Consider the following 22,922-nt stretch of genomic DNA (forward strand, 5'->3'; position numbering starts at 1 on the left):
TCGAGAGCCTCGCGAGCAAGCTCGCTCCTACAGGTTTTAGGTTTTGATTGGTATTTGTGCGCCAAAGCCTTTGTAGGCGCGAGCTTGCTCGCGATGGTCGTTAACGATAACGCGTGCGTGCTGGATAAACGCGGCGTTTTCGAGAGCATCGCGAGCGAGCTCGCTCCTACAGGTTTTAGGTTTTGATTGGTATTTGTGCGCCAAAGCCCTTGTAGGAGCGAGCTTGCTCGCGATGGTCGCTAACGATAACGCGTGCGTGCTGGATAAACGCGGCGTTTTCGAGAGCTTCGCGAGCGAGCTCGCTCCTACAGGTTTTGATCATCTGAAGTCGGCGTATGGCACCAGTGGTTGTACCGGCAACGGCAAGTTGCCCTGCCAGGTGTCGAAGGTGTAGCGCAGGTAGAGCATGGCCCGGCTCGGGGCGTAGCCTTCGCTGTGCTGGAAGAGCACGCCGCCACCCAGTACCAGGTTGTCTGACAGCCTGCGCTCTACCAGCCCTTGCAGGCGCACACCGATGCCACTGCTGCTGCCTCCTGAAGTCTGCCCCAGCCCGTCAGCCAGCTTGAAGCCAGCGTCGTCGACGGCACTGAGGATTTTGTCGTTCAGGCCGCTGAGCGGGTACAGGTCATTGGACTTGGTTTTGGCATACGACCAACCGACCGAGCTTTCCAGGGCCACCGACCAATTGGCCGTGCGCCAGGCATAGTTGAGGGGCACACCCACCGAGAAGTACTGCTGGGGGCTGTAATAACCACCCTGGCCCAGGGTGTACTCGCTCAAGTCTTTGTCATATCCCCAATACATCACGGTCAGGCCGGTCCGCATGCGTTCGTCGGCTCGTTCGACCAGACGATAGTAATAACCGGCCATGGCGGTGTTCTTGTGGTTGTCCTCTACGTTCTTGCCCCGCAACCAGTGCTGCCCGAAGCTGGCCCAAACCCCGTCCACGCCACCTTCGTCGTGACTCAGGCTGAGGGTCACGCCGTTGGACGTCACGCCGCCCCAGGTCACGCCGGTATTGGGATCGACCGCGCCGGAATAGGACAGGATCGAGTTGCTCAAGGGGCGACGCGAGCCGGTCAAGGTCCAGCCCAGGGAACCAAAGTTGCTGCTATAGGCAACACCGCCCAACCAGTTGGACACCTTGAAGGTTTCGGGGGTGCGACCGATATCCACATTCCATGTCTCGTTCTTCCAGCCAGCCGCCAGGGTGGTGCCGCGAGCGGATTGAGAGCTGTCGGCACAACCTGAGAAGTCAGGGCCGTCGGTGCCCTTGCGATTGACCGCAACAGCACAGGTGCCGTATTGCTCACGCACCAGGCCATCCGGGTCGGCATCGAAGTGCCCGGCATCCATGTTGATTTGCTCGGCCCGGATGAAACCCGTGCCATCGGCAACGGGCAGATCCAGCTGCAGGATCGTGGTCTGGGTATCGGTATCAGACGTGCCTTGCGATGCGCTGTCGGAGCGCCACCCGTAATCGGTGTACAGGTGCAGCGTCGGGTTTTGGCGTTGGTACAGCTCATCCACGTCGCTTCGCAGACTGCTGGCGAGCCAGTCGTCGTTATCCTTCTCGCGGCTGGCCAGGGTCATGGCGCGGTTGTCCCGCGGCGCGGCCTGTTCGGGCGTGATCAAACCAGCGGCGGCCATGCTTTTGGCGTAGGTGTCCAGCGCCTGCTGCGGTTGTTTGGGCGCCATCAGGCGCGCCGCATCGCGGTAGATCAACGGGTCGGTCTGCGGCGTTTTCAACAGCTCGGTGTACAGGGCAGTGGCTTTGTCCGGCGCGCCTGCAGCTACCCAGGCATTGGCGAGACGGCGCTGGTCGGATGCGGTCAGTGGTGTGTCGCTGCCAGGCTTGAAGCGGCCCAGGGCCTGGCGAGCGGCCTCAAGTTGTTGCAAGGCGATCAGGGTTTCGATATGCCCCAGCTGGGCCTGCGTGTTGTCGGGCTGTCGTTGCAGCACCAGGTCATACAGGCGCTGCGCTTCGCGGTGGTCATTACGCTCCTGGGCCCAGCCGGCCAGGGTCAGCCAGTCTTCAGGAGTGGCTTTTTGCAACAACACGGCAATGGCCTGGGGTTCCTGACCGGCTTTTCGCAAGCTTTCAGCCCGGGCTACCCGCACGTTGCGCTGCAGGCGCGTATCGAGCTCGCGCATGTCGTCGCTCCATTGCGCCGCCGGCAGTTGCTCCAGAACGCCCAGGGCACTGGCGTCACGATCGGTGCCCGACAGGTAGAGCGCATACGCATACAGCGCTTGCGGATTCTGCCCCTGGCGCTGCATCAGTTGCTTGAAGCTGTCGTCGGCGGCGCCGGGTTGATTGATCTCGCGTTGAGCATTGGCCAGGCGGTAGGTCAGCCAGGGCTCGTCGGGCGTCAGGCTGCGGATTTTACTCAGCAGGGCCACCACCTGTGGCCAGTCCTTGCGGGTACTGGCCGCATCGGCCTGCTGATTCAATTCGTCGAGCTCCAGGCTTTGGCGCAGCCCGGCGAACTCTTTTTGGCTGGAAGCGGGCAGGTTATTGAGGAACGCCTTGGCCTTGTCCGGGGATTGCGCCGTGTACAAGCGCACCAGTGCGCGCACGGCGCTGGTATTGCCCGGTTCCAGTCTGCGGGCCTGCAACAGCAGGGCTTCGGCCTGGATGTCATCGTGTTCGGCACGGGCCACGCTGGCCAGGCCGATCAGTGCATCGGCATCGCCCGGTTTGGCTTTGCGTGCCTGCTGAAAGGCGCTGCGGGCAACGGCAAGGTCGTTGCGTTCCAGCGCCTTGTCACCCTTGGCCAGCAGCATCCGGTAATGACTGGATGCCATCAGGTCTTGCCAGCGGCTGATGGAGGAGGTGTCCTGCTCTTTGCTGCGCGCGGTGCTGAACGAGGCATAGGCCGCGTCATAGCGGCTCTGGCGCATGTGGGCCAGCCCCAGTGCGCCGTACAGGCTCGCATCATCGGGGTAACGGGTAATGGCGCGGCGCAACAGGGCTTCGGCGGCGGCAGGATTGCGCGACTGCTCGATCATCTGCTTGCCTCGAGCGCCCGCGACCCAGCTGGGGTCATTGAGCAGACGTTGCTGGGCTTGCAGATTTTTATTGGCTTCGATGGCTGTCGGTGAACCCGGGTAGCGTTTGATGAACGCCTGCCAGGCTTGCTCTGTGTGGCGATCCACCGGCAACGTGTTGAGGTACTCGTATTCGCGGTTGGCCGCCGCGTTGCTGGCTTGCGGGTCGCTCGCCAGTTGTTGCAATACCGCCAGGGCTTCAGGCGCCCGTTGCTCTCTGAACAGCAAGTCAGCCAGGGTTTGGCGCAGGCCAATATTGCCGGGGTATTCGGCATCCAGTGCTTTTAGCTGCTGGATCGCTTTGGGGCGCTGGCCGGGGATGTTACTGCGGATACGCAGGTATTCCAGGGCGGTGGCGAAATCCGGAGAGTCGTTGCCGAACAGCCTTTCAAAAATCACCGCAGACTCTTCGGGCCGGCCTGCGGCTGCAAGCAGTCGGGCCTGCTGCAAGTCTTTCTGGCTTTGTGGGTCTTGCAGCTTCATCAAGCTGCGAGCCTGGCGCAGCGCTGCGGAATCAGGGGCCAGGGCCTGAAGCTGGGCAAGACGCTGTTGCGCCAGTTCAGGTTTTTTTTCCAGTAACGCCTGCCGAATCGATGCGGCGAGGGCTTGCGGGTTATTCGGTGCGATCAACTGCAAGCGTGCCAGCGAATCACGTACCAGGTCTTCGCGGTACAAGGCCTCCCCGATGCGCACCTGCTCCAGCAGCCACTGTTGCTGCTCCTGCACGTTGACGGGTTGGGCAATGGCCGTGGAGGACAAGCCGCCGAGCAAAAATGCCCATGTCGTTAGTTTTTGCATGTGTTTGCCCACGCCGGTAGAAGCTGCCCATCCTTGTCAAAGCGATAGCGTTGGTCAGCCCAGCCCTGGCCGAACAGCAGCAGGGACTGGTTGTAATAAGCATCGGCCGCAGGCGGTTCCTGCTGGACGCGCGCCTGCTGCACGGCGAGTGCGGGTGAATCCGCACTGGCGAGCAATGGCAGCATGGCTGCGGAGAAGCCCGCCGGCCCGGTACCGCTGTATTTTCCGGTCAGTGCATCCACGGTTTCCGGCGGATGGCCCAGGGTCTGGGTGAGGCTGAGCATCGGCGCAAAGTGCTTCTGCAGCGACCGGGTGTTGGCCGCGTCCTTGGCCAGCATGCCAACCCACAGGTAGACGCGGATCGCGTCATAGTCGCCGGCGCTGCCGTCCTGGGTGTCGGGCGCCCAGCCAGTTGCGGACTTCCAGAGCAGCCAGTCAGGGGCAAAACCTTTGGGTGACCCTTCGATCAACACGCGTTGCTGGTTGGCCGCCAGTTCTGCCCAGACCGGTGAAATCCCGGCAAAACGCGCCAGCAGTTGAGGTGGCAGGTAGCTGGGGTTCAAGCGCCAGCCTTCAGGGCTGTCGAACCCGACATCGCCGGGTAACAGCATCAGGCCCAGCCCGGGCAATTTGCGCAGGCTTTGCGCGGCACTGCGCCAGAGCATGTTTTGGCCCAGTGCCAGATACGCCGGCTGTTGCCAGAGCCGTCCTGCCTCGAGCAGGCTGTAGGCAATCCACAGGTCCGCGTCGGTGGCGTTGTTGGTGTCAAGCACCTGCCATTTGCCCGATTCGGAACGGCCCCAGAGCCAGGCGGGCAAATGGGCTTCAAGGTTACCTTCGGCCAGGTTGTTGCGGGTCCAGTCGAGAATCCGCGCGAAGCTTTGCTTGTCGTTGCCCAGCAGCGCAAAGAACAGTCCGTAGCTCTGCCCCTCCGAAGTGGTGATCAGCTTTGGCGATGAGCGATCGATGATGCGCCCGTCGTCACTCATCATTGCCTGCTTGTAGCTGTCCCAGGCGGGCCAGCTGCAGGTGGCAGCGCTCGCCAGCAAGGGGAGGCTGCCAAGGGACAAGGACAAGGTCAGTGCTGCAAGGCGGCGCATGGCGTCAGTCATCCTTGTGCAGACGACGATTGGCTGCCCAGCTCAAGGCACGCCACAGCAGGAATGCAGTCAGCAGGACGCTGATCACGGCCAGCACGGCCAGCAGGACCGGGTGCTCGGACAGCTGGTACCACAACAGCAAGTACCACGGCAGGTTGCCCACGAAGTACTGATCGCCCACCAGCTGGCTGTAGACACCGCTGCTGCGAATCAAGGCCACGGAGCCTGCAACCGCTTCCAGCTTGCCGCTGTCGCCCAGTGTTTCGCGCAGCAGGCTGTAGTCGGCATCGTCATTGCCCAGCAGGGCCACGATGCTGCGCTGATTATGGGTGGGGGACTGCATGCCGACGATAGCGGCAATCGGAGCCTGAGCGGTCACTTCGACACGGTTGGCCGGCAGGTTGCGGCCATCAGCAGACGGGCCGCGGCGATTGTTGGCATCGATGCGGGTCGTGCCCACGGGCTGTACCAGCATGTCGTGCTGGCGCTGCAACAGGACGCTGAGGTCGGGGTTGTCGCGCAGTTCAGGTGCCATCTCCCCCAGCAACAGCAGGTCGGCATCTTCTTTCGAGGCGGATTGCCAGTCGTCGCTCAAGCGAAGACCGAAGGCCGGATAGCCGGAGCGGGCGGAAATGCCGGCGACCGCTTCGAGCAAGGTGCTGATTTGAGTCGGCGAGCTTTTGCCGGGTACCACCACAATGGATTCGGACATGTCGGCCATGCGGCTGAACGGGAAACCGCTGCGGGCAAAGGCCTTGAGGTCGGGCATGCTGATGTAGTGGTGATAGCCCGAAAGATCAATGGTGGAGTCTTCGTCAATGATCGCCTGGGTGTTGGCCGGCAGAATGGTCTGGCAGCGATCGCGCTGGGCACTGCTCAGGGTGCTGGCAAAGTTGAAGTCAAAGCGCAGACGGTTGCGGTCGCCAATTTTCAGCGAGGGCACGATCAGTTTGTCATTGGCGTTTGCCGAGTCGTTGGACAGCACCGCGAGCCGCAGCTCTTCCAGGCTGCTGGTGTCCTTGCGCAGCAAGGGCAGGCTGGTCATGAACTGGTCGTTGAGGCTGATGTTCAGGCGCGAATCATCGTTGCTCGACGGGGCGGTGTAGCGAAACTGGGTGCGCAGCGGGATGCCCTGGTTGCGCCAGACAAACAGGTCGGGCGGCAGGTTCACGTCGAGGATGATCGGACGTGGTTGCAAGCCATTGACCTGCAGCTGCTGCGGGTAGGCGATCAGCTCGGCAAAGCGTACCGGGCGGTCGGTGCGCATCCACGCCGGGGCATCGTAGGGTTTGCGCGGTTGCAGTGTTTCAACCTTGTCGATGGTTGCACGCGAACCCCGCAACAGATGCCCGCCCAGGGCAAGGGCCTTGGCGGCGACCGCGAGGTCTTCATCGTTGCGGCCCATCACCAGCAGGATCTTGCTGTAAGGCGCATCCGGGTGATCGATCATCTCGATCAGAGGCGCAGTCACGGCCGGGAATTTCTCCAGGTCGCTCATAAAGGCCGGGCGGTGATCGTTGGTCGCGAACACCACCGTTGGCTGGATGGCTTCTTTGCTTTGCACGGCCGGCAGGCTATCGAACAGCACCGGGAAGTTCGCTCCGCGCCAGTTGGCCTGGCTGCCGAAGTACGAGGCCAGGATCGCCGCGGCTTTTTGTTCACCCAGGGTCGGGTTGGCGGCAAACACGAACGGCAGCTCCAGCTTGCCACTGTTGCGCGGGTCAAAAAACGGCAGCGGGAAAAACGCCAGGTCGTTTTGCAGGCTCAACGCTTGCTCTTGCACGGTAATACCGCTGGAACGGCTGATATTGACCCACAACGTGCTGTTGGCCGGGTCTTCGCAGATATCGGTGTAATGCCCGATAAATTCCAGGCGAACCCGGTTGAAGTCAGAAATCAGCCGTGGATCGAGCGCCAGTTTTTGCGTGGTGGTCCGCCCCAGCTGGTCTTTTTCGATGGGCAGCACCCCCATCAGCACATCATTGAGGTAAACCCGCAGATGGGAGAGGGTCGGGATCAGCGAAGGTGAGGCGGTATACGACAGTTGCAGGCTGGCATCACTGGCGATCCGGTCGCGACGCAGGTTGAACTCCACCTGCTCAGTGTTGTTGATGCCCAGCAACAGCGTGTCTGAGTCGCGTCCCAGTTGTTTGAACGTGTAATTCACCGGCCAGCTGGGCAGTGCCTGTTCCGTTTGCTCAAGGGCAGGTTTTGGCAGTGGCGCAGACGCGCTGCCCGGTAAAGGCAGCGGTGCAGACATCAGCTGTGAGGCGAAGGTCATCAGCGCAAGGCTGGCGAAGAATTTGTTTTTCGATGAACGACTCATGATTTGCTCACTGGCCGGGAGATAAGAGGGGTGGACGCTTTGGGCATGCGCGGCAAATAGCTGCCCAGCCACTGAAAGACGCTAACGATCGGATGCGCTATCTGGCGTATCCATTCAGGCAAGTATTCGTAAAGGCGGTAATAGCCCTTGACCCCCAGCGCGAGAATTTCCTTCAGGCTCTGGATCGGTTTGTCGGCTTCGAACCCGCTGTTATGGTCGAGCCAGGCGTCGGCGCGGCCAAAGGTGCATTGAACGAATTCGATTTTTTGTTCGGGCGGCAACTGGGCAAAGCTCAGGCCCATGAACAGCTCATTGGTGCGGGTCAGGATCCCCGGGAACACAAACTCGCGGGTGCCGCGCTGGAGAATCAGCGACACCGGTGTCCCCACGGACAGCTGCAGCACCTGGCTGACTTGCAGGCCAACCCCGCCATCGGAGTAATCCACCAGTTCACAGGGGTAGCTGTGCCCGTTAGCCAATTTGATGGCGCCGGGCAAGCGGGTCTGCACGCGATGAGTGTGGCGAACCTGACGCACTTCGGCCGCGACCGCCACGGCTGCACCGATGATCAGCAGGTTGTAAATCACCCACAGTACGCTGACCAGAATGGTGATGATTTCATCCTTGGGCCCGGTAAATATTCGCCAGACGGCAAAGCCCAGCCCGACGACATTGAGCACCGACAACACCAGGTACGGTTTGGCGGTCTGCCAGTCGAACTGGTTCTCTTCCATCATGCCGCCTTTGGCCGTCACGTTGAACTTGCCCCGTGACGGGCTGAACAGCGCTACCGTGGTCGGGCGTGCGATGTACCAGGCCAGTACCGTTTCATACACTTCGCCCCAGAATGTCTGGCGGTAGGCGCCTTGCATCCGCGAGTTGGTCAGGCTGGCATGGATCATGTGCGGCAACACGTACAGCAGAATCATCACGGCCGGGGCATAGATGATGTAAGCGTGCAGCAGCAGGAAGGCCAGCGGTGCCGTGAGGAACACCAGGCGCGGCAGCCCCACCAGAAAGTGCATCATGGCGTTGGTGTAGCAAATGCGCTGAAAGATTGTCAGCCCCTTGCCCAGCAACGGGTTGTCGGTGCGGAAGATCTGCACCATGCCGCGGGCCCAGCGGATGCGCTGACCGATATGCGCCGAAAGGCTTTCCGTGGCCAGACCGGCGGCCTGCGGGATGCGCAGGTACGCCGAGTTCCAGCCATTGCGGTGCAAGCGCAGGGCGGTGTGGGCGTCCTCAGTGACGGTTTCGACGGCAAACCCGCCAATTTCGTCAATGGCGCTGCGCCGTACGATGGCGCATGAGCCGCAGAAGAACGCCGCGTTCCACATATCGTTACCGTCCTGCACCAGGCCATAGAACAGCTCGCCTTCGTTGGGTCGATTGCGGAAGGTGCCCAGGTTGCGCTCGAAAGGATCCGGCGACAGGAAATGGTGCGGCGTTTGCACCAGGGCCAGCTTCGGGTCGCGCAGGAACCAGCCCACGGTCAACTGCAGGAAAGAACGCGCGGGCATGTGGTCGCAGTCAAAAATCGCCACCAGGTCGCCGTCGATCAATGTCAGCGCATGGTTGAGGTTGCCGGCCTTGGCATGCCGGTTGTCGGTGCGGGCGATGTAGTTGATGCCCACTTCCTCGGCGAACGTCTTGAAGCTGGGGCGGTTGCCATCATCGAGCAAATGGATGCGCAGCTTGTCCTTTGGCCAGTCGATGCCCAGCGCGGCGTACACCGTGCCCCGGGTGACCGAGAGTTCCTCGTTGTACGTCGGAATCAGCAGGTCGACCACCGGCCATTCACGGGTATCGGCGGGGAGTTGGGCCGGACGCCGGTTCAATGGCCAGGAGGTCTGGATATAACCCAGGATCAGCACCATCCAGGAATACGTCTCGGCCAGCAGCAAAATCAGACCGCAGACCAGATCCAGGGTGTTGTTCCAGTTCAGGGTCGAGGTGTAGCGCCACCACAGGTAACGGCACGAGACGATGACCGACAGGGCGATCAGCAGCAAGGTCGGAAAACGCCCCGGCATACGTCGGACCAGCATTGCAATGGCCCACAACAGCACCACGAATACCAACTGTGCGAGATAGCCGAACGGCTCGGTCACACAGATGAAAATCAGCACGGCGGCCAGCACGCCGATGGCGATGTACAGCACCTTGCGCAGAGGCCATTGCACCGCGCTCCACCAGCGTGAACCCTGGGTGACCTGCGGGCCGATGGCGGCGGGCAATTGCTCAAAGGAGTTGGACAACAACTCCCACGGGCGCAGCACCACATTGAGCATGGCCTGCACATGGCTGCGCAGGCGTCGACGCCTGCGCAAACGGCGGGTCGGATCCGCCTCGACCGGGCGCACCAGCAGTAGCCAGACAGTCTGGATCACATAGCGCAGAGGGTCGCCGATGGTCGGACGCTTGTCGATCAGGTGCGGATACAAGCGCCGCCGCTGTGCACGCAAGGCTTTCCAGTTGGGCGACTCGAGGCGCAGGCATACCCAGCCCAGGGCTTGAATCACTGCCAGGATGAAAGCCGTAAAGCGGGTGCAGTTCTGCTCGCGTCGCAAATACGTATAAGGGAACCAGCGCTCGCTCATTCAGGCCTCCTGCCGCGCAGCAGGCACCAGCTGGCAAGGCTGATGACATCCTGGGCAATCAGGCTGCCCGGTGCATAGCGGCCTACGGGCTCGCGTCGGGCCAGGGCTTCGTTCATGGCTTCGTCGGCATGCAGGCTGATGGGGACCAGCGTTTGCGCATAGCGATGTTGCCAGATCAGCACCAGATCCCGTTGCAACTGGCAGGCGACGTCGTAGCGATTGATCAGCAGCGGCATCGGTTCCGGTTGGCGCTGCAGCAACACATGGCAAGCAGCATCGGCGTTCACCACCGTGATGGAAAAGTCGCATCGCGGGTTTGCGGCGTGACCGGGCAAGCGTTGCGGCAGGTCAAACAGCACCCAGTCAAACCCCTCGGCCAGAGCCGCCTGACGCTGGCTCCACAGCTGCGGCTGTGTCAGCAGCAGCGCGTCAAGCCGGTCTTGCTCATGGGCATGAAGTTCACCGTAAGGCAGCACACACAGTCCCGGTTCGATGCTCCAGGCCGATTGATGCCAGGGTTGTTGATCGAGGGTTGCGCGGGCCCAGCCTGCGTGTTGCGCAAAATCCAGACTGAAATGCAGGCCCAGGACGTTCTCCGGGCACATGTCGACCACCAGCACTCTTTGCCCCAGGGCATGCAGGGCAAAGGCCAGGCCGGCCAGGGTTGAACTGGTTCCCACGCCGCCGCGTACCCCCCGCAGACTCAACGCAATCATGGGGCTTCCTCAAGGCGTTGTTCAGCGTCGGGCCGAGGCGGGCGCGACTGCGTCTTGAGGTGCGCCAGCAGCGGCCAGCGCTCAAAGGCCTGTAACAGCTCCATATGTGCCGAGACATCGACGTACCCGAGTTCGGGTAAATCCATCATCGACTTGAGTCGTGCGATGTCGTCGGCCCGCTCATTGCGCGAAAGGATATCGGCACTTATTTGAAACGCTGTGGGTAAGGTAGCCATCCACCGTCCTCCTTGATTCGCACGTAAGGCTTGCCGTTGTAGTCGAGCACGACGGTTCCGGAGTTCTCCGAAACTTTTTGCGTTTGCGGCAGGTCAGTCAGCAGCTTCGACCAGTCCACGTTCTGGCCATCGCTCAAGGCCGGGTCGGTGTACAGGCGCGCAATGATTTCTGCGACAGCCAGATAGCTGCTGGGCTGGGCGACATGCACCGGTGCTGCCTGACCGTTGCCGCCCATGTTGATCAGCTTGATGCCCACCGGAACATGGGTGATGGACTCGCTCGGGATTTCACGCATGCCGGAAATCTGCATCCGGTCACCGTGCAGTGCAGCGCCATGCTCGGGCACGATCGCCACGACCACTCGGCGGCCACTCTTTTCCAGTTCCTTGATGAAGACATTGAGGTCATCGAGCAGTACCTGTGCCCGGCTGCTGTAATCAGCCGGCTTGGTGCCGCCATCGCGCTGCACCTGGCGATTGCCGTCATGCAGGCTGGTGGTGTTATAGAACAGCGCCATGTTGGGCTTGTCTTCGCTCAGGCGGTGTTGCCACCACTTGCTCAGCACGTCGCGGTCGCGCCAGATCGGTGAACCGTCAAAGCCTACATAGGTGCGTGGCAGGGCCGAAGGCACAACGCCCAGTGCAGGCGGTGGCAACTGGCCCTGATCACGGACTTCCTGGAGGAAGCCATCGAACTCGCCGGTGTGGTTGAGCATCAGCTCGTCCGAAAAGCCCAGTTTGCGCAGGTCATCGAACAGGAAACACTGATCCGGCGCTGATTTGTACAGCTGTGCGTGGGAGGTCTGGCCGCAGCTGGCGCGCAACAGGCGGATGGCCGCGGGGCCGCTGTAAGCCGTGGCCGAGTTGAAGTTGTCGAAGATCACGTCCATTTGGCTGAACAGCGAGTTTTCACGCAAGCCCACCGCATCCAGGTCATCCCAGGCCATGGAGCAAATGTTGATCACCAGCAAGTCAAAGGGCTGCGGTGTGACGGCTGCCGTCTTGAATTCGACTTGACGTTGCGCCTCTGTTTTGTAAAAAGTTTCAAGGTAGCTATTGAGGGTGGCGTCGTCCGGCTCACCGGCATTGCCTTGTGTCACCGCGCCGGTTTGAGTGCCGGCCACCAGCGGGGCCGCTGCCGGCGGCAGCAGCCATTGCAGGTTGCCCATGCTGAGCCAGGCAAAACCGACAACGGTGAGTGTGGTCAGGCGCAGCCATTGATTGACGAAGGCATAGCCAACAATTAACAACAGCAGCAAGGCGCACACTTGCCAGTCGATGAAACGCCCCAGCAGTTCAACCACGTAGTCGAACGAGAAATCCAGCACCCCCGGCTGTGCCAGCAAGCGGCTGAATGGCGGGAACCAGGTGTCCTGGTACAACAGCGCAACCGCCACAGGAATGGCGATCAGGGTGCGAATACGGGACCAGACGGGGCGGCCGAGAGGAATCAGCAATGCCACGGCGAAGATCAGATTGGGCAGCACCTGGAAATTCAGGTGGCCGGTCCAGGTCAGCAGGAACTTGCCCAGAAAATACAGGTTCCAGGCGCCCAGGCCTTGCCAGGCACCGGCAATTTTGTAGGCCGGCGAGGCGGGCTTAAACAGACTCATCAGGCGCTCTCAATGAAGGGCTGGCAGGCACACGGCGTCGCACGCCGCAGGATTTCAGATACCGGGGCGACAGGTATTGCTCGAGATGGTTTTTCACAAGCGCCCGTATGCGCTGCCAGAACAGCGTTAAGAGTACGGTGACGACGCCAGTCAAAACGATGACATCGATCAGTTCCAGGAACGTCATGGTTGTGGCTCACTCAGGGGTAAAGTAATGGGCTGAGGTTTGAGCGGTGTGCGGTTGTTGATCCCGGGGGAGGGGGTGACAAAGCTTTCGACGGGAATGTGCCAATGTGCAGCCCCCGGCAGAGCTTGCATGAAGGCGTCTTCGGACAGGTCGGCGATACCGTTGAGTACATGACGCTGAACAAACAGGTCACGCCAGGGCAGGCGACAGATATTGCCCAGGGCAGGGTCCAGGCCATCGGCGCGGCAGGCGAACAGGAACAGGTACAAGTCGCCGTTCAGCAGGCATGCGATGTCGCCAAAGCGGCGTAGGCACATCTGGTTCAGGAACACGTCTTCACTCAGCCCCTGCACAGGCTCGAACCTGACCAACTGGTGGGTGACTTCACCCAGGCTGTCGGCATAAATCTGCTCGACGGTCTCATAGAACTCGCGAGGGCTGACCAGGCCGCGAATCTGCGGGGGACGCTGGCGTTCGAGCAGCGTGGCAAAGTCGCTGTTGCGGGTATGTTGCCAGCGCTGACCCTGGACGCTCTCGATCAGGCTCAGAAACCGTGACAGCAGAGTGCCGTCGGGAACAATGATATTGGCACCGCAGGCGAGCAACAGGCGCTCATCGCGATAGCGCACGGCGGGTTCCATTTCGCGCACGACAATTTTCAGTGCCGGCCCGCACTGCTCTCGCAGATCGTGCAGTTGCTGCGCCAGTTCAAGCAATTGGTGGCTATTGTCTATCCCCACGATGATGGTCGCCGCGCGTGCGGTCCGGGCTTGTTCAAGCAACGCTTCACGACTTTCAAACAGGTACCAGTGCCTGGACAACGAAGGCGTGCCCTCCAGCACGGCGCGTTCAGCCAGGTAAACATGCTGGTCGTCAGCCACGCGAGGCTGGGTATCGACGGCCGTTTGCGGGATCAGGGTCAGGGTCTTGTCCTGAATCGACAGTTTGAACTCCTGGCCGGCACTGACACCCATAGCGTTGTGCCAGAAGTGCAGCTGGTAACGAATATCGCCATTGTGGCGGTACAGCCGGCTCAAGCCGGACAGGGTTTCGTTGAGTTGCAACAGGTTGGCATGCAACGGGGAGGCCTCGCCGTGGGCGATCACCAGCAAAGTTGCATCGCGAGCCTTCAACCATGGACGCAGGCGTTCGCACCAGTGTTGCAAATGCCTGACGGAAACAGTCTCGGCCCAGCTGTTGGAGGGCACCACCAGCGCGATCTGGCAGCCCTGCTCAATGCCTGTCCGGGCCAGATCTCGCGAGAGTGTCGCCAATCCTGGGGCGATGACCTTTTGGGCGATCTCGTACAGCCTGAGCTTGTCCGGGCCTCGATCAGGTGCAAGGTCACTGATGAGCGCCTGCACAGAACCCGAACCACAGACCAGTGTGGCGGGTACGTGTGCGGGCATGGCCTCAAGGAACTGCCGGGCGAGCAGGCGTGCATCGGCCGACTGGTCGACCGTTACCCAAAAAATCCCGCCCGTACGTAATGCAATCTGTTGATCCAGCAATCCCTGGATACCCAAGCTGATATGAGCCAAGCGATACATCCCCCCCCGGGAAATTGATGTGGTCAGGCGCTAAAGACGGGCAGGCAAAAAAGTTCGCTTGGCTCGCATCGAGTATTGCCTTGCAGCAGCTTTTATTGGCGTCAATAATATGGCGCTGAATTTGGCTTGTGTTTGACCTTAGTCTGGATTTTTTAAGTTTCAGCGTCCGGACAGGTTGCGCCTAGCGTAGCTGCTTGTAAAAAAAATGTCGGAATTTGTACATAGTATCACCGGGAAATGGCAGAGGCCCATGATTTAGAGCTTGATATGTCAAAAAAATATCATGTTCTTGATTGGGGTCATTAAATTGGCATGCCTATTAAGGCGGTAACGATTCAGCTGTTTAACAGCCTGTTTATTCAATAAACAGAGATTAAATCGGCCCGGTGAGAAGAGGGTGGATGACTAAAGTTAACGCATGGGTTTCTGAGTGACCCATTGCATGCTATTGGTTAGTGGGGTGCACGTATGACATGCGTGCACCGATCGGACTCGTCCTCGGAGTCTGACCCTTCACCCTAACGAATGAGGTGCAGATATGCCCGTTAAGCACGACTTGTTACAGGATCTGGGTCTAACTAAGGAAGCTGTCAGCCAGTCTCGTAGCGCAGATCCTCATCTCGACAAGCTGTTTGTGCAGTACAACGAGAAGGATGCCGAAGTGGTTGAGGCTGAGGCGAATGACGCTATCGGTGTCCCAGATGATGTGTTGCGCAAGCTCAAGGAGCAGCGGCTGCAGATCAAAGATAAAATCGCGCAGCGCTTGAGCGTTTAAGTCACCCAAGATTCAGGAAGTTGAAATGTCCAACGTCATCAAAATTGTCGCCACGTTGCGTGCCAAGCCAGGTCACGGGCATACCGTCGAACAGGCCTTGCGTGCCTGTGTCCCGGGATCACGCGCTGAAGCCGGTTGCCTGTTCTACGACTTGCACGTGGATCGTACCGACCCTGAGCGTTTTGTATTTATCGAAGGCTGGGCGGACATGGAGGCCATAGAGCAGCACAAGACCACTGCACACTATGTGACGATGGTTCAGGCCGTTGGCGAACTGTTGGCGCATCGTGAAGTATTGCTGCTGGATGAAGTCAGCATTTGAGCGTCAATTAAACCGTGCAGCATGTCGCGGCGGCCCTGAACAGGCCGCCGCATTTGTTTCAGCGCCTAAAAACTGGCGGCTTCCAGGCCGAACAGCGATTCACTGCCGGCCCGGATCGATTGTTCCAGGCTCAATGTACGCGGTAGCAGACGGCTGAAGTAGAACTGCGCCGTGGCCAGCTTGGCGTTATAAAAGTCAGGATCAGCGTTCCGCGAATGCTGCGCGACATCGGCCATGCGGGCCCACAGCCATGCATACGCCACATAACCAAACAGATGCAGGTACTCGACAGACGCGGCACCGATCTCGTTGGGGTTGAGGCGCGCCTGTCCTTGCAGCCAGTCACTCACGTCTTCAAGGCGCTGTACGGCAATCAGCAGTTCACCGGCATAAGGCTTGCCAGGTTCGGCGGCAAAGGCGCGGATGTGGGATGTGAATAAACGCAAGGCCACGCCGCGGTTGGCGATGACCTTGCGCCCCAGCAAATCCAGCGCCTGGATTCCGTTGGTGCCTTCATAGATCTGGGCAATCCGCACATCGCGCACCCACTGTTCCTGCCCCCACTCCCGGATGTAGCCATGGCCCCCGAACACTTGCTGGCCCAGTACACAGCTGTCAAAGCCAGTGTCGGTAAAGAACGCCTTGGCCACAGGGGTGAGCAGGGCAACCAGCTCGCTGGCGGCTTGCTGCTCATGCGGGTCGGTGGAGAACTTGGCCAGGTCCAGTTGCTGACCGACGAAGCTGGCGAAGGCCCGGCCGCCTTCGGTCATGGCTTTCATGCTCAGCAGCATGCGGCGCACATCGGGATGAACAATGATCGGGTCGGCAACCTTGTCGATGGCGACCGCGCCGGTCGGCGCACGACTTTGCAGGCGTTCGCGGGCGTAGGTCCGGGCATTCTGGTAGGAGGTCTCGGCGCTGCCGATCCCCTGGATGCCGATCGACAAGCGTTCGTAGTTCATCATGGTGAACATTGCCGCCAGCCCTTTGTTCGGCTCGCCAATCAGCCAGCCGCAAGCGCCATCGAAGTTCATCACGCAGGTGGCGGAAGCCTTGATCCCCATTTTGTGCTCAATCGAGCCGCAGCTCACGGCATTGCTTGCACCTAGCGAACCATCGGCATTGACCTGGATTTTCGGTACCAGAAACAATGAAATGCCCCGCGGCCCGGCGGGTGCATCGGGTAGTTTGGCCAACACCAGATGAATGATGTTCTCGGTCAGGTCCTGCTCGCCGCCGGTAATGAACATCTTGCTGCCGCTGATGCTGAAGCTGCCATCTGCCCGGGGTTCGGCCCGGGTACGGATCAGTCCCAGATCAGTGCCGGAATGGGCCTCGGTCAGGCACATGGAGCCGGCCCAGCGTCCTTCGTACATAGGTGGCAGGTAGGTGCGCTTGAGTGCTTCGCTGGCGTGGGCATCAATGGCCAGACACGCACCGGACGTCAATGCCGAATACAGGGCGAAGCTCGAGTTGGCGGCATAGAGCATTTCTTCAAACTGCACGGCCAGCATCTTGGGCATGCCCAGCCCGCCAAACGCGGGGTTGCCCGACAGTCCGACCCAACCGCCCTGAATGTATGTGTCATAGGCGGACTTGAAGCCCTGGGGCGTACTGACGTGTCCGGCCTCCCACTGCGCGCCTTCCTCATCGCCACTTCGGTTGAGCGGTGCCAATAGCTGGCCGGTGACCTTGGCGGCTTCTTCGAGAATCGCATCGGCGGTATCGGCGTCCACCTGGCCGGCAAGGGCGGGCAAGCGCGCCCAGAGGGCTGGCGCATCAAACACTTCGTGCAGTACAAAACGCATGTCGCGCAGCGGTGCATTGAATTCAGGCATCACAAAACCTCGTTGTTGTCAGGGGGGGCATGGGTCGTGCGCGATGATTTACAGGGCCTTGGCCATGTCGCGCAGCACGTACTTCTGGACCTTGCCCGTCGAGGTCTTGGGTAGCACGGTGAACACCACCGTACGCGGGACTTTGAACCCGGCCAGATGCTCGCGACAGAAGGCGATGATTTCACTCTCGCGCAGTTGCCGGTGATCCGCTTTGAGGGTGACGAAAGCACAAGGGGTTTCGCCCCACTTCTCATCCGGTCGGGCGACCACGGCGGCTTCCATGATGCCGGGGTGGCGATACAGCACGCCTTCGACCTCAATGGTCGAGATGTTCTCGCCGCCGGAAATAATGATGTCTTTAAGGCGGTCACGTATTTCAACATAGCCGTCGGGGTGGCACACCGCCAGATCACCGGTATGGAACCAGCCGCCCTCGAACGCCTCGGCGGTGGCGCTGGGGTTCTTCAAGTAGCCTTTCATCACCGTGTTGCCGCGCATGAAAATCTCGCCCATGGTTTCGCCGTCCCGTGGTGTAGGGCGCAGGGTTTTCGGGTCAGCCACCATGACGCCCTCCAGTGTGGGGTAGCGCACGCCCTGGCGGGATTTGATCCGGGCACGCTCGGCCAGCGGTTGCTCGTTCCATTTGTCGTGCCAGGCACAAATGGTTACCGGGCCATAGACCTCGGTCAGGCCGTACACATGGGTGACCTTGATCCCCATTTCTTCAACCGCGCCGATCACTTTGGCCGGAGGCGCCGCACCCGCGACCATGGCATGCACCGGATGATCGATGGCGGCCTTGGCAGATTCCGGCATATTGACCAGCGCATTGAGCACAATCGGCGCACCGCACAGGTGGGTCACCTGGTGTTCGCGTATCAGGGTCAGAATTTTTTGCGGGTCCACCCGGCGCAGAAACACGTGCACCCCGGCCAGGGCGGTGATGATCCACGGGTAGCACCAGCCGTTGCAGTGAAACATCGGCAAGGTCCATAGATACACCGGGTGGTTACCGATGGCCCAGACCATCTGGTTGCCCAGCGAGTTCAGGTAAGCCCCGCGATGGTGATAGACCACGCCCTTGGGATTGCCCGTGGTGCCTGAGGTGTAGTTGAGGGCAATGGCTTGCCACTCATCTTCTGGCCATTGCCAGTCAAACTCAGGGTCGCCCTCAGCCAGTAGCGCTTCATAATCCAGTGCGCTGACAGGAAGGCCTTCGCCGTATTCGGGGTCATCCACGTCAATGATCAGCGGCGGATGATCAAGCATGGCCACCGCGGCATGAACCACATCGTGGAATTCGCGGTCGGCGATCAGTACCTTGGCTTCGCCATGGGCCAGCATGAATGCAATCGCCTCGGCATCGAGACGTACGTTCAGGGCATTGAGCACGGCACCGATCATCGGCACCGCAAAATGGGCTTCCAGCATGGCCGGGATATTGGGCAGCATGACGGCCACGGTATCGTTCTTGCCAATGCCGCGTCCCGCCAGGGCACAGGCCAGGCGCCGGCACCGGCTGTAGGTCTGGGCCCAGGTCCGGCGGATGGAACCGTGGATCACGGCGGGGTAGTCGGGGTAGACGCTGGCGGTGCGCTCGATGAAACTCAGGGGGGAAAGGGCAATATGGTTGACGGCAGACGGCTCCAGGCCGTGCTCAAAAATCGACATGATGGTCATTCCGGTGGCTGATTGTTAGCTCTAGGGCTGCCTGTTCTACCTGGGGTGAACGGGCAGTTTGATGTCCGGCCTGATTTATAGCCCACTCTGGGTTTGATATGGAAGTAATACCTAAGCAATATAGTATATGTTCTATATCTCGATGCTCGCACATTCTCCAGGAACTCCCATGCCTGTTTCCCTGATGACGCACGACCCTCAACCGTCTGTTGTGCTGGATGCAGACGCATCGCCACGGGTGGCCAATCCTGCCTTGTCGCGCCTGCTGGCCGGCGACCCGTTGTGCAGTGTCCGCGCATGGCTGCCGGGAAATTTGCCGGCGCTGGTGCGCGCATGTCTGCAACAGGCCCGGGCGATTGAGCAGGTGGAAGCTCACTACAACGATCAGGTATGGCTCTGGACATTGATCCCTGACCTGGACAATCAATGCGTTGTAGCGCGCGGGCGTGAGGCCAGTGCTGAGTTGCTGGCAGAGCGCGATGCGGCCAGGGCCCGGCGTCTGTATCGATTGATCACCGAGAACACCACGGACCTGATCTCGCGGCACACGCCCGACGGGCGCTTTCTGGATGCGTCCCCGGCCTCCTGGACGCTGCTTGGGTATTGGCCTGAGGCATTGCGCGGCAGCCTGGCGCAACGCCTGTTCCATCGCAATGATCTGGCGTGCGTGATGCGCCAGGCCCGGGATGCGCTGGAACTCGACGGGTATCACACCATGACTTACCGCATTCGTCATCAGGCCGGGCATTACCTGTGGTTTGAGACAGCCAGCCGCGCGATCCGTGAAACCTACACCGGGGCGGTGGTCGAGGTGGTCAGCGTGTCGCGTGACATCACCGCACGGGTTCAGGCTGAAGAGAACAAGCGGCGCCTGGCCGAGGTGGTGGAGGCCAATCCGGATCCTGTGTTGTTTATCGACCCGCAAGGGGGTGTGTCTTACCTGAATCCGGCGGCCCGGCGCATGCTCGGGGTACCGGCGACGGCCGGCATGCCCGCGCTGGCGGCGTTTTTGAATCCGCATGACCTTGCCCGCCTGGAAACCATCGGCTGGCGCCACGCGGAACAAGAAGGCCTGTGGACCACCGAGACGCGTCTGCAACCCTTGAACGGCGAGCCCTCCGTGCCGGTGTCATTATTGCTGCTGGCGCATCGCTCCACCGCCGGCGAGCGGTTTTTCTCGCTGGTGGCCCGTGACATGCGTGAGCGCGAGTTGCGTGAAGCCGAGCAGCGTCATCATCAAGATGAAATGGCCCATACAGCGCGGTTGGTCACCCTCGGTGAGCTGGCCTCGGGAATTGCCCATGAAATCAATCAGCCGCTGGCAGCCGTGGTGAATTACGCCAATGCCAGCCAGCGTTATTTGCAAACCCTGGACAGCAATCCCGACGCTGTCGAGCGGGTTGCCCAGGGGTTGGCGCGGATTAATCTGCACGCCAACCATGCCTCGGAAGTGATCAAGCGCCTGCGTGGTTTTCTGCGCAAGGGTCACCGTCATCTGCAAGCGCTGGATGTCAGCGAGGTGGCCCGCCAGGCCGTGAACCTGTGTGCCTGGGAGGCGCGTGAGCAGCAGGTCAGCATTGACCTGCACTGGCCGGAAAACGTGCCCCGGGTGTATGCCGATCGGGTATTACTGGAGCAGGTGTTGCTCAACCTGTTGCGCAACGCCATTGACGCCAACGCAGAGCAACATCCCGGGCAACCTTCGCGTATTGCATTGCAGGTCCAGCCACTCGCCACTGGCGGGTTGCAGATCCGCGTGCAGGATCAAGGCCCCGGCGTCAGTGCCGACCAGCTTGAGCAACTCTTCACGCCGTTTTACACCAGCAAACCGCAAGGGCTGGGGCTGGGGTTGTCAATGAGCCGCAGTATCATCGAAGGCTTTGGCGGCGAACTCGAGGCCTGTCCACAACCAAGCGGCTTGTTGATGTGCTGCAGCTTGCCGCTGATGACTTCACTCAATTCACAGGAAGAAGGTCGCTAACCTATGGCAATCCCGATGCAACCGGTGGTGTATGTGGTCGACGACGATCAGGGCATGCTCGACTCGACCGTCTGGCTGCTGGAATCTGTGGGGCTGGCTGCGCTGCCATTCACCAGCGGGCAGGCATTTCTGGAAGCCTGTGATCCGGTACGCAGTGCCTGCGTGGTACTGGATATCCGCATGCCGGGCATGGGCGGGCTGAATGTGCAGCAGGCTTTGCGCGAGCGTGGCATCACCATGCCGGTGATTTTTGTCAGCGGGCACGCCGACGTGCCTATCGTGGTTCGTGCCTTCAAGGCCGGTGCCCATGACTTTATCGAAAAGCCCTATAACCAGCAGTTACTGCTCGACAGTGTGCAGCAGGCGCTCAGCGGCGGTAATGCCCAGCAGGCCGCCAGTCAGGAACACACCGAGCTTGAGGCGCGCCTGCACAGCTTGACGCCCCGTGAACGCGATGTGCTCTTGCCGCTGGTCAAGGGCTACACCACCCGCGAAATGGCCGGACAACTGGGGGTAAGCCCCAAGACTATCGACCTGTACCGGGCCCGGGTCATGACCCGCATGCAGGCCCGGCACTTGCCGGATCTGGTGGGCATGGCCATCGCTGCGGGGCTGGTCGATCCGCTCAAGCTGGGTTAAGCGAGCAAGGCCTCTACGGCCGCCATGACCTGCGGGTTGTCAGTGCAGGCCACGTTAAAGCGCAGTGATTGGCGTAAACCCGGTTCAACGCCGAACAGACTGCCGGGAGCGAGCACCAGATCCCGGGTCAGTGCGGTGCGGGCCAGTTCCTCGGCATCAAATCCCGGGGGCAGCGAGGCCCAGATAAACATCCCGCCCTGATAGGGGCCGCTCAACTCGAACCCGAGCCCCTGCAACCAGTCGGCCACTCGCGGGCCGGCGGCTTGCAGGCCTTGCATCACCCGTTTGCGATGCTTGTGATAACTGCCATCGTTGAGCATCGACGTGACCACCTGTTCAAGCATTTGCGAGGTAATGCCACCGCACATCAGCTTCATTTGCGTGAGGTTGGCCGCCACTTGCGGTGCGGCGACCACAAAGCTCATGCGCAGATTGGCACTCAGGGTTTTGGAGAAACCACTCAGGTACGTCACCTGGTCTATCCCGGCCAGGGCGGCAAGGCGCGGAGGCGGGTTGGGGTGCAAGTCGCCATAGAGGTCGTCTTCGATGATGTGGCAGTCATGGCGCTTGAGCAATTCCAGCAGCCCGTAGGCCTGACTTGGGGTAAAGGAGTGGCCGGTCGGGTTGTGCAGCAGGCTGGTGGTCACATACAGGCGCGGGCGCTGTTCGATCAGCAGCTGTTCCAGTGCTTGCAGGTCCAGCCCTTGTGCGCTGCGCTCAAGGGTGACCACACGGGCACCATGCAATGCCAGATTGGCGTGAAAGTTGAAATAGCAGGGCGCATCGAGCAGCACGCAATCCCCGGGTCGCAGGCGCAACCGCAGAAGCATGTCCAGGGCATGCACGGTATTGGCGGTGGTGATGATCTGCTCCACGGGCACTTCGATGCCTTGCCCTGCCAGCTTGTGCTGCAGGGCCTGGCGCAAGGGCAAGTAACCGCTCGGGTCGCCATAACCCGTCAGTTGCAAGGAAGCAGAGCCGGCAATTTGACGCACGCTGGCGCGCATGGAACTGGACTCCAGCCAGCTTTCGGGCAAATGCCCGCCACCCGGACGCATGGAACCGCTGGCGCCAATCAGGGAACGGCGCAAGATGCTGGTCAGGTCTTGCGGCAGCAGGTCAAGTCCGCTGGTTTGCGGCTGCACCGACCTGGCCGCGACAAAGTAGCCAAGGCCCTGGCTCGAGGTGATGCGATTTTGTCCGCGCAGGCGATCCAGCGCTTCAATCAAGGTGAATTTGCTCACGCCCCAGGCCTGCGTCATTTCCCGGGCTGAGGGCAGTTTACTGCCGGGAACCAGCAGGCCCTGATCGATGGCGTCGTTCAGGCATTCGACAATCTGTTGAACCTTGGATTTGCCAGGCTGGAACAGCAGGGTGGGTATGTGCATGCAGGACCTCGTACTTGACCGGTCATGCTACCAGTAAAGGTCGGTCAAGTCGGCGTGTGCTTGATCTGCCCAGGCTGACACCTGCTGGCTAGACTGCGTGACCGCTCGCGTGTGTTCGAGCG

The 22,922-nt window shown here is 60.7% G+C and carries 16 protein-coding genes; 4 read left to right on the plus strand and 12 right to left on the minus strand.

The window, feature by feature from the left end:
* Positions 1-318: 318 nt before the first annotated feature.
* From bcsC to bcsE, 9 genes are read right to left on the minus strand one after another with little or no spacing between them, the layout of a single operon-like run.
* Positions 319-3,849 (minus strand): cellulose synthase complex outer membrane protein BcsC, encoded by a 3,531-nt coding sequence (bcsC, locus tag AWM69_RS08325; RefSeq protein ID WP_218726232.1) that lies wholly within the window; start codon positions 3,847-3,849, stop codon positions 319-321.
* On the minus strand, positions 3,837-4,949 hold the full coding sequence (gene bcsZ / locus AWM69_RS08330) for a cellulose synthase complex periplasmic endoglucanase BcsZ (RefSeq protein ID WP_218726233.1): 1,113 nt from the start codon (positions 4,947-4,949) through the stop codon (positions 3,837-3,839). Before bcsZ ends, bcsC begins: the two co-directional genes overlap by 13 nt.
* Positions 4,950-4,953: 4 nt before the next feature.
* Entirely contained in the window at positions 4,954-7,275 is a 2,322-nt protein-coding gene (bcsB, locus tag AWM69_RS08335) for a cellulose biosynthesis cyclic di-GMP-binding regulatory protein BcsB (RefSeq protein ID WP_218726234.1), read from the minus strand.
* Positions 7,272-9,875: a UDP-forming cellulose synthase catalytic subunit gene (bcsA, locus tag AWM69_RS08340; RefSeq protein WP_131653819.1), complete on the minus strand. Its 2,604-nt coding sequence runs from the start codon at positions 9,873-9,875 to the stop codon at positions 7,272-7,274. Before bcsA ends, bcsB begins: the two co-directional genes overlap by 4 nt.
* Positions 9,872-10,591, minus strand: coding sequence for a cellulose biosynthesis protein BcsQ (gene bcsQ, locus AWM69_RS08345; RefSeq protein WP_131653820.1), 720 nt, complete (start codon positions 10,589-10,591; stop codon positions 9,872-9,874). Before bcsQ ends, bcsA begins: the two co-directional genes overlap by 4 nt.
* A complete protein-coding gene (gene bcsR / locus AWM69_RS08350) occupies positions 10,588-10,827 on the minus strand; it encodes a cellulose biosynthesis protein BcsR (protein WP_131653821.1) in 240 nt (79 codons plus the stop codon). Before bcsR ends, bcsQ begins: the two co-directional genes overlap by 4 nt.
* A complete protein-coding gene (gene bcsG / locus AWM69_RS08355) occupies positions 10,797-12,440 on the minus strand; it encodes a cellulose biosynthesis protein BcsG (RefSeq protein ID WP_131653822.1) in 1,644 nt (547 codons plus the stop codon). Before bcsG ends, bcsR begins: the two co-directional genes overlap by 31 nt.
* The gene (bcsF, locus tag AWM69_RS08360) at positions 12,427-12,627 is read right to left on the minus strand and encodes a cellulose biosynthesis protein BcsF (protein ID WP_131653823.1); all 201 of its coding nucleotides are present in this window, start codon (positions 12,625-12,627) and stop codon (positions 12,427-12,429) included. The genes bcsG and bcsF overlap by 14 nt, the downstream gene beginning before the upstream one ends.
* A complete protein-coding gene (gene bcsE / locus AWM69_RS08365; protein ID WP_218726235.1) occupies positions 12,624-14,168 on the minus strand; it encodes a cellulose biosynthesis protein BcsE in 1,545 nt (514 codons plus the stop codon). The genes bcsF and bcsE overlap by 4 nt, the downstream gene beginning before the upstream one ends.
* A 547-nt stretch (positions 14,169-14,715) precedes the next feature.
* Here bcsE and AWM69_RS08370 point away from each other — a divergent pair.
* Both AWM69_RS08370 and AWM69_RS08375 read left to right on the plus strand, forming a co-directional pair.
* Complete coding sequence (locus tag AWM69_RS08370; protein ID WP_218726236.1) at positions 14,716-14,952, plus strand: YdcH family protein; 237 nt, start codon at positions 14,716-14,718, stop codon at positions 14,950-14,952.
* Positions 14,953-14,977: 25 nt separating this feature from the next.
* The gene (locus AWM69_RS08375; RefSeq protein WP_048379759.1) at positions 14,978-15,274 is read left to right on the plus strand and encodes a putative quinol monooxygenase; all 297 of its coding nucleotides are present in this window, start codon (positions 14,978-14,980) and stop codon (positions 15,272-15,274) included.
* Between the two features lie 65 nt (positions 15,275-15,339).
* On the opposite strand, the gene AWM69_RS08380 is transcribed toward AWM69_RS08375, so the two are convergent.
* Positions 15,340-17,112: an acyl-CoA dehydrogenase C-terminal domain-containing protein gene (locus tag AWM69_RS08380; RefSeq protein WP_218726237.1), complete on the minus strand. Its 1,773-nt coding sequence runs from the start codon at positions 17,110-17,112 to the stop codon at positions 15,340-15,342.
* 48 nt (positions 17,113-17,160) lie between these two features.
* Complete coding sequence (locus AWM69_RS08385) at positions 17,161-18,783, minus strand: acyl-CoA synthetase (protein WP_131653826.1); 1,623 nt, start codon at positions 18,781-18,783, stop codon at positions 17,161-17,163.
* 178 nt (positions 18,784-18,961) lie between these two features.
* Between AWM69_RS08385 and AWM69_RS08390 the strand changes: the two genes are divergently transcribed.
* Together AWM69_RS08390 and AWM69_RS08395 are read left to right on the plus strand one after the other, a co-directional pair.
* Positions 18,962-20,773: a PAS domain-containing sensor histidine kinase gene (locus AWM69_RS08390; protein ID WP_218726238.1), complete on the plus strand. Its 1,812-nt coding sequence runs from the start codon at positions 18,962-18,964 to the stop codon at positions 20,771-20,773.
* Between the two features lie 3 nt (positions 20,774-20,776).
* Positions 20,777-21,412 carry a response regulator transcription factor gene (locus AWM69_RS08395; RefSeq protein ID WP_218726239.1) on the plus strand — a complete coding sequence of 212 codons (636 nt, stop codon included), beginning with the start codon at positions 20,777-20,779 and terminating at the stop codon, positions 21,410-21,412.
* Here the strand turns inward: AWM69_RS08395 and AWM69_RS08400 are convergent.
* Positions 21,409-22,800: a PLP-dependent aminotransferase family protein gene (locus AWM69_RS08400; protein ID WP_218726240.1), complete on the minus strand. Its 1,392-nt coding sequence runs from the start codon at positions 22,798-22,800 to the stop codon at positions 21,409-21,411. The two genes, AWM69_RS08395 and AWM69_RS08400, sit on opposite strands and share 4 nt — an antisense overlap.
* Between the last annotated feature and the right edge of the window lie 122 nt (positions 22,801-22,922).

Source organism: Pseudomonas sp. D1HM (genome assembly GCF_019266105.1).
GTDB lineage: Bacteria > Pseudomonadota > Gammaproteobacteria > Pseudomonadales > Pseudomonadaceae > Aquipseudomonas > Aquipseudomonas taetrolens.